At 67.9% G+C, this 6,976-nt stretch carries 7 protein-coding genes, 3 tRNA genes and 1 pseudogene; 5 read left to right on the top strand and 6 right to left on the bottom strand.

Annotated elements, in window-relative coordinates; all coding sequences use genetic code 11:
• The 6 genes from K789_RS0114580 to K789_RS0114555 all read right to left on the bottom strand — a co-directional run.
• The coding region (locus tag K789_RS0114580; RefSeq protein ID WP_035739884.1) for a hypothetical protein at window positions 1-453 on the bottom strand (453 nt) is incomplete at its 3' end.
• Window positions 454-699: 246 nt separating this feature from the next.
• Window positions 700-775: transfer RNA gene (locus K789_RS0114575), tRNA-Phe, on the bottom strand.
• Between the two features lie 48 nt (window positions 776-823).
• A tRNA-Asp gene (locus tag K789_RS0114570) sits at window positions 824-897 on the bottom strand.
• Window positions 898-988: 91 nt separating this feature from the next.
• Window positions 989-1,061 (bottom strand) — tRNA-Glu (locus tag K789_RS0114565).
• 158 nt (window positions 1,062-1,219) lie between these two features.
• Window positions 1,220-1,858 (bottom strand): FMN-binding negative transcriptional regulator, encoded by a 639-nt coding sequence (locus tag K789_RS0114560; protein ID WP_024367394.1) that lies wholly within the window; start codon window positions 1,856-1,858, stop codon window positions 1,220-1,222.
• Window positions 1,859-1,910: 52 nt separating this feature from the next.
• Window positions 1,911-2,513 (bottom strand): LysE/ArgO family amino acid transporter, encoded by a 603-nt coding sequence (locus tag K789_RS0114555; protein WP_024367393.1) that lies wholly within the window; start codon window positions 2,511-2,513, stop codon window positions 1,911-1,913.
• 69 nt (window positions 2,514-2,582) lie between these two features.
• Between K789_RS0114555 and K789_RS0114550 the strand changes: the two genes are divergently transcribed.
• From K789_RS0114550 to K789_RS0114530, 5 genes and pseudogenes are all read left to right on the top strand, one after another.
• On the top strand, window positions 2,583-3,464 hold the full coding sequence (locus K789_RS0114550) for an ArgP/LysG family DNA-binding transcriptional regulator (protein WP_029705106.1): 882 nt from the start codon (window positions 2,583-2,585) through the stop codon (window positions 3,462-3,464).
• 97 nt (window positions 3,465-3,561) lie between these two features.
• Window positions 3,562-4,539, top strand: coding sequence for a DMT family transporter (locus tag K789_RS0114545; protein ID WP_024367391.1), 978 nt, complete (start codon window positions 3,562-3,564; stop codon window positions 4,537-4,539).
• Window positions 4,540-4,560: 21 nt separating this feature from the next.
• Window positions 4,561-5,001, top strand: a complete 441-nt coding sequence (locus tag K789_RS0114540) for a metallopeptidase family protein (protein WP_024367390.1) — start codon at window positions 4,561-4,563, stop codon at window positions 4,999-5,001.
• Window positions 5,002-5,011: 10 nt separating this feature from the next.
• A complete protein-coding gene (locus tag K789_RS0114535) occupies window positions 5,012-5,938 on the top strand; it encodes a cation diffusion facilitator family transporter (RefSeq protein WP_024367389.1) in 927 nt (308 codons plus the stop codon).
• Window positions 5,939-6,181: 243 nt separating this feature from the next.
• A pseudogene (locus tag K789_RS0114530) lies at window positions 6,182-6,976 on the top strand (glycoside hydrolase); the annotation flags it as partial.

Genomic DNA, 6,976 nt, shown 5'->3' with positions numbered 1-6,976 from the left:
CGTGCAGTTGGCGGCGAGCCAGCCCTGCACCGGAGCCATGGCGTCCTGGAGTTTGCCGCTGGAGAAAATCGTCTGGTCTTTGATGCCGGCGATGGCCACCTGGCTGAGGGTCGTGAAGTCGGCCTTAATGCTGTCGGGGGCTCGTTCCGCGGTGCGGCTCAGTTCGGCTTTGGTCTTCTCCAGTTCGGCAGCCGTGCCCTGTGAAGCCGTCAGGGGCAGCAGGGTGGAGCCGGTGGCCTGCTCGGAAATCTTGGTGCAGGCCTCCGCCGCCGTGGCAAAGTCGCCCCAGGGGCCGGAGGACTTGCTGGGGCTCGCCGTCGCGGTCGACGGTGCGGGGCTGGCGGCCGCGGACGACGGCGCACTGCCGGCTTCCGGCGCGGAGCAGGCGGTGAGTGCCAGGGCTGCGAGAAGGGTGAATACGGTCAGCGGGCGTGCAGCATTCTTAGAAATCACGTGTAGGAATCACTTTTCGGTTGAGATTGCACCGCTGGCCCGATCAGGCTGCCGGCGGTCGTGGCGTTCTTTCCCCAGCGTGCGAGTCTAGCCCGGCGGGCGGGCCGGCCCACAAACCGGTCGCCGCCCTCGACCCCCATCGATTGCTCCGTAACGGCCCTTTTGGGCCCCCATAACGGCAGTTACGGAGCAATCGATGGGGTTAAAGAAGAAAAGCACCAGTTCCGAAGAACTGATGCTTCCCAGTGGTGGCTCCGACCGGCGTCGATCCGGTGACCTTTCGATTTTCAGTCGAACGCTCTACCAACTGAGCTACAGAGCCTAGGTGACATATCACCATGACAGCCGGAATTTCTTCTGGCAATCAGAGCGACCCTGACGGGACTTGAACCCGCGACCTCCGCCGTGACAGGGCGGCGCGCTAACCAACTGCGCTACAGGGCCTTGCTATTTTCTTGCTGCAGTATCGCTACCGCAATTTTTCAAGGCCTTTAGCCTACCAGACTTTCACATCCGGTTTGACCAGTTCCTTGCGTACCCCCAACGGGATTCGAACCCGTGCCGCCGCCGTGAAAGGGCGGTGTCCTAGGCCGCTAGACGATGGGGGCCAGGACGCCATCCGGTTAAAACCACTGAAACAAAGGGCAAAAATTAAGGGCCGAAGCCGTTCATTTTTGTCCTTTCGGGTTCCTCCGAACTGGACTATAAAACTATAAGGGCACACCCCCGGATTATCCAAAATCGGCGGCCGNCGGCCCGTGGGCGGTCAGGTCCGCCGGATCTGGTCCTGTTGCGCCCGCTCGACATCGCCGGCCGATTCCAGGTCTCCCCCGGCCCGCAACCCGGCGATGACGCCGTCAATGTCGGCGGCCGGCCGGTTCTGGCTGAGCTTCCGTTTCGCTTCCACCCTCGTGATGAGAAGTTCGACGCCGACAATCGCCCGGAGCTGGCCGGCGATGAAGCGGGCGGGGGCGTCGTCCACCGCCCACGGGTCCGCCGACGGTGCCTCGTGCAGCGTGGTCAGCCGCCGGACCAGGTTCTCCACCCAGGCCGGGTCGTCATGGATGACAAGCCGGCCGTAGACGTGCGCGGTGGTGTAGTTCCAGGTTGGCACCACCCGGCCGTGTTCGGCCTTGGACGGGTACCAGGACGGGGAGATGTAGGCATCGGACCGCTGGATGATGACGAGGGATTCCCCCAATGCCGGCAGCAGCCACTGGTCGTTGTTGCGGGCAACATGGCCCAGCAGCGCTCCGTGGTCGCCGGCGTCCGGGTCATAGACGAAGGGCAGCAGCGTCGCGAGCAGGCCGCGCTCCGTCGATGTCACCAGGTTGGCTGCCCCGGGGTTTGAGAGCAGTTCGTTGATGGCGGCCTGGTCGGCGGCGAAATGCGCGGGGACGTACATGGGAGTTTCCTTAGTAGGTGTTGAGAAGTGCCGTGCGGGACGGCCGACAAGTTCAGGCTACGAGCATGACAGCCAGGGTGACCATGACCAAGGCGATGCCGCCGTCGAGCACGCGCCAGCTGCCGGGCCGGGCGAACACCGGCGCGAGAAACCGGGCACCGGCGCCGAGGGCGGCGAACCACACGATGCTGCCCAGCCCAGCGCCGGCAGCAAACCACCACCGCCCGTCGGGTCCGTGGGTGCCGGCCAGGGACCCCAGCAGCAGGACGGTGTCCAGGTAGACGTGGGGGTTGAGCCAGGTCAGCGCGAGGCACGTCCCCAGCGCGGCCGCCCAGGTTCCGTTCCGCCCGGCACCAGGCAGGGAGGCCTGCGTTCCGCGGATGGCCCGCAGTGCTGCCATCGCCCCGTACGCCAGGAGGAAGGCGGCACCCGCCCAGCGCACGACCTCGAGAACTGCGGGCGCCCGCTCGATGAGGACGCCCACCCCGGCCACACCCAGGACGATCAGCACGAGGTCGGACAGGGCGCAGACGGCAACAACCAGCACGACGTGCGAGCGCTGGACGCCCTGGCGGAGCACAAAGGCGTTTTGGGCACCGATGGCGACGATCAGGGACAGCCCGCTTGCCAGGCCCGACACGAGAGAGAGGATCACCCGTCCCACGCTAGGGGCCCGGGAAACATGAAGCCAGTTAATAATTCTTGGCCAACATAAGATGAGCTAATGATCGACATCCATCCTGACCAGGCCCGGACCTTGGCAGCCATCGTGGCGCTCGGAAGCTTCGAGGCCGCCGCCAGCCACCTCTCGGTCACGGCGTCGGCAGTGAGCCAGCGCGTCCGCGCCCTCGAGGTGGCCGTCGGCCGCCCGGTGCTGAAACGGACCCGCCCCGTCGAACTCACCCCGCACGGCCACGCGGTGGTGCGTTTCGCCCGGCAGCTGGACATGCTCTCCGCCGACCTGGCCGAAGAGCTGCAGCCCGGCGCCCAGCCCTCCCTCGCCCGGCTGACTTTGGTCATCAACAGCGATTCACTGCACACCTGGGCGCTGCCCGGCCTGGCCGCGGTGGCGGGCAAAGTCCAGCTGGAGATTCTGCGCGAGGACCAGGACTACTCGCTGGAGCTCCTCCGCAGCGGCGCCGCGGCCGCCGCCATCACCACCACGGCCAAGGCGGCGCCGGGCTGTTCCTCCCGGCGCCTGGGTGTGATGCGCTACCTGCCGGTCTGCACTCCGGACTTCGCCGCCCGGTGGTTCCCCGCCGGGGCCTTGGCGGATACGCTCGCCGAGGCCCCGGTCATCGTCTTCGACCGCAAGGACGACCTGCAGGACCGGTACCTGCGGGGCGTGAGCCGCAAGGCACTCCAGCCGCCGAGGCATTACGTCCCGGCTGCCCACGAGTTCGGTGAAGCCATCCGTTGGGGCATGGGATGGGGACTGCTCCCCGAAATTGAGGTCTCGGAGGAACTTAAGCGCCGCACACTGGTCTCCCTGGACCCCGCAGCGCACGTCGACGTGCCGCTCCACTGGCAGCAGTGGCGGCACGGATCGGCCGCCCTCGACGAGGTCGCCGCGGCCATCCAGGCCGCCGCCCGGCCCCTCCGGTAAGCCGACGGGGACGGACCGGCCGCGGATGGCAGGAACTCGACTAGACGTGGCCGATTTCCGCCAGTCCCCGAGGCCCGGCACGGACTAGATTGGCAGCATGGCAACAACCGCCCACACGGGCTCACCCCAACCGGACAGCACCCACGAAGTGCCGCCGCACGCTCCCGCCGCCCAGCCCGCACAGCAAGCCCTCCAGCCGGGCCAGATCAGCGGGCTCGGCATCGCCGCCGTGATCGTCACCGTCGTCCTGTGGGCCTCAGCCTTCGTTGGCATCCGGGCCGTCGGGCCCAGCTTCTCCCCCGGCTCCCTGACCCTGGGCCGGCTGGCGATTGCCGCCGTCGTGCTGGGAGCTGTGGTGTTGCCACAACTCCTGAAGAACAAGAATCTCCCCCGGGACCGCGAATGGTGGCCCATCCTGGCCTACGGCGTGATGTGGTTCGGCGGCTACAACGTCGCGCTGAACGCCGCAGAGCACCTTCTCGACGCGGGCACGGCCGCCCTGCTGATCAACGTGAACCCGATCCTGGTCGCCATCATGGCCGGTGTAATCCTCAAGGAGGGCTTCCCGCGCTGGCTGATCATCGGCAGCCTCGTCGCCTTTGGCGGAGTCGCCGTGATCGCGCTCGGCTCCGGGCAACGGTCGACGGCGGACGTCGCCGGGGTTCTGCTCTGCCTGCTGGCGGCGGCCCTCGCCGCAGTCAGCGTCATCGTGCAGAAGCCGGTGCTGCGGAAGTTCCCCGCGGCCCAGGCCACCTGGTTCGGGATCATGGTCGGCGCGATCTGCTGCCTCCCCTTCAGCGCGCAGCTGGTCACCGAGCTGCAGGCGGCCCCGCTGCCGGCCACGCTGGGACTCGTCTACCTTGGCGTCTTCCCCACCGCGATCGCCTTCACCACCTGGGCCTACGCGCTGTCCCTTATCGACGCCGGCCGGCTCGCCGCCACCACCTACCTGGTGCCCGGGACCACGATCCTCATCTCCTGGCTGGTACTCGGCGAAATCCCCACCGTCTGGGGCCTGGTGGGCGGTGCCATCTGCCTCGTGGGGGTGGGGCTGACACGGCGCAGGTCCCGCTGATACGGCGCTAGAGTTTCAGCTATGCCCGCTACCCTGCCGCCAGGCCTGCCCATCATTCCGGACAGCCCGGACGACGGCGGGCACGGTCACGGACCGTTCCCGATGTCCGAGACCGACTTCGAGGCCGCGGTGAGCGACGCCCTGGACCGGATCCCGCCGGAACTCGCCAAGACCATGAACAACGTGGCCATCTTCATCGAGGACGACTACACACCCCAGCCCGGCGAGGACCCGGACACCGTGCTGCTGGGCCTCTACGAGGGTGTGCCGCTGACCGAACGGGACTCGTGGTGGGACGCCGGCTCGCTGCCGGACCGCATCACCATCTACCGCGAGCCGATCCTGGACATCTGCGAATCCCGCGAGGACGTGATCGAGGAAGTGACGGTCACCGTGGTCCACGAGATCGCGCACCACTTCGGCATCAGTGACGAGCGCCTGCACGAGCTCGGCTGGGGCTAGCCTTGTAGGCATGGGACACGACCACAGCCACTCACACGGCCTCTCTGTCACTGGCACTGCCAGGCACCGGAAGCGCCTGGTCGCCGTCCTGGCGATCACCCTCGCGGTCGTCCTGATCCAGATCGTCGGGGCGCTGGTCTCCGGGTCCCTCGCGCTGCTGGCGGACGCCGGCCACATGCTTTCCGACGCCGCCGGAGTCTTCATCGCCCTGCTGGCCGCGTGGATCGCCGCCCGGCCCGCCAGCGACCAGCGGACCTACGGCTACCAGCGCGCCGAGGTGCTGGCCGCCCTGGCCAACGCCCTCGTGCTGATCGTCATCTCGGTGGTCATCTTCACGGAAGCCATCCGCCGGCTTGGCTCCGCCCCCGAGGTCCAGACCGGCGTCATGCTGTACGCCGCCGTCCTGGGCGCCGTCGCCAACCTCGTGTCCCTGCTGATCCTGCGCGGCGCCCAGAAGGAAAGCCTCAACGTCCGCGGCGCGTACCTCGAGGTCCTGGGCGACCTGCTCGGCTCCTTCGCCGTGATCGCCGCCGCAGTGGTCATCATGATCACCGGATACCAGGCGGCGGACACCATCGCCTCGATCGTCATTGCGCTGATGATCCTGCCGCGGGCCTGGCACCTGCTCCGCGATGTGGTTGATGTGCTGCTCGAGGCGACGCCCAAGGGGGTGGACGTGCAATTGATCCGCGAGCACATCCTGGCCGTGGAGGGTGTGGTGTCGGTGCACGACATCCACATCTGGACCATCACCTCCGGCGTGCCCGTATTTTCAGCCCACGTGGTGGTGGAGGACGCGGCCCTGGGTGCCCGCGGCGCCGACCAGGTCCTGGACAAGCTCGTCAGCTGCCTGGGCTCACACTTCGACACCGAGCACTGCACCTTCCAGCTGGAACCGGCCTCCCACGCGGAGCACGAATCGCACCAGCACGCCTGACTCCGGAGGCTCCGGAAGCTCCGGAAGCTCCGGAGAGGTGTGCGCAGCGGACGACACAGCCGACACGCCCCGCCGAAATGTGACCAAATGACATAGTTGTTGTTTATGTTATTGATGTGACCAATGTTGCCAAAGTGGCAATTGGCACGTAGCCTCGACCGTGCTGGGGGTTCAGCCGCGGGTTTTTCACGCGCAGGAAGCCACGCCACCCGCTCCAGCCCGACACTGCAGCGAGGTTTGCCCATGACTTGGACCGGTTCCGGCCGAAAGACGGCCGCACTGTGCGCCGCCGTCGCACTCTTGGGCACCCTGGCCCTTCCCGCAAACGCAGCCCCGCTCCCGCCGGCTTTCCAGGTCCCGGCAGAACGAGTCCCGGCTGCGCCGGACGTTCCTTCTCCGGACGAGATTGCCGCCGCAAAGTCCAGTGAAAGCGCGACGGCGGCACAGGTCACCACGATCGACCGGCTCCTGGCGGACGCCTCCGCGGCCCAGGACGCCAGCCTCGCCGCCTCCCTTGAGGCCAATAACGCCTACGGCGAAGCGCTCGTGGAGCTCCAGCTCCGGCGCGACGCCGCCGCGGTTGCCGCCGCCAGGGCTGCGGCAGCCGGGGCCGAGCAGCAGAAAACGCGCAAACAGATCGGCCAGCTCGCCGGCGATCTTTACCGCAACGGCGGGCTGAATCCGGCCCTGAGCAGCTTTGTCAGCGGCAGCGGGAACGCCCTGCAGCAGGCCGCCACCCTCGAGGCGGTCACAGCCGGCCGCACCCGGGCCTTCCAGTCGGCGGAAACCGCCGCTGTGGCCGCCGCGTCCCTGACGGCTGCCGCCGCTGACGCCAACCGGGCCGCGGACGAGGCAGCGCGGACAGCGGAGGCACGGAAGCTCGACGCCGAGCGGGCCAGCGATGCCCAGCGGAAGGCTGTGTCCGAGGCAAAAGCGCAGCGGACTGTGCTGGTGGACCAGCTCGCGAACCTCAAGAACTCGACCGTTGCGCTGGAATCGGCCCGGGTGGACGCCCTGGACCGGCAGCGCCAGCAGGAC

Source organism: Arthrobacter sp. TB 26 (assembly GCF_000427315.1).
Lineage (GTDB): Bacteria > Actinomycetota > Actinomycetes > Actinomycetales > Micrococcaceae > Arthrobacter.
This window is presented reverse-complemented; position numbering and strand designations above follow the sequence as displayed.

Coding starts and splice junctions, on each gene's coding strand:
- K789_RS0114540 (WP_024367390.1), top strand. CDS start 4,561: ATGCCCGCTACCCTGCCGCCAGGCCTGCCCATCATTCCGGACAGCCCG.
- K789_RS0114560 (WP_024367394.1), bottom strand. CDS start 1,858: ATGTACGTCCCCGCGCATTTCGCCGCCGACCAGGCCGCCATCAACGAA.
- K789_RS0114550 (WP_029705106.1), top strand. CDS start 2,583: ATGATCGACATCCATCCTGACCAGGCCCGGACCTTGGCAGCCATCGTG.
- K789_RS0114535 (WP_024367389.1), top strand. CDS start 5,012: ATGGGACACGACCACAGCCACTCACACGGCCTCTCTGTCACTGGCACT.
- K789_RS0114545 (WP_024367391.1), top strand. CDS start 3,562: ATGGCAACAACCGCCCACACGGGCTCACCCCAACCGGACAGCACCCAC.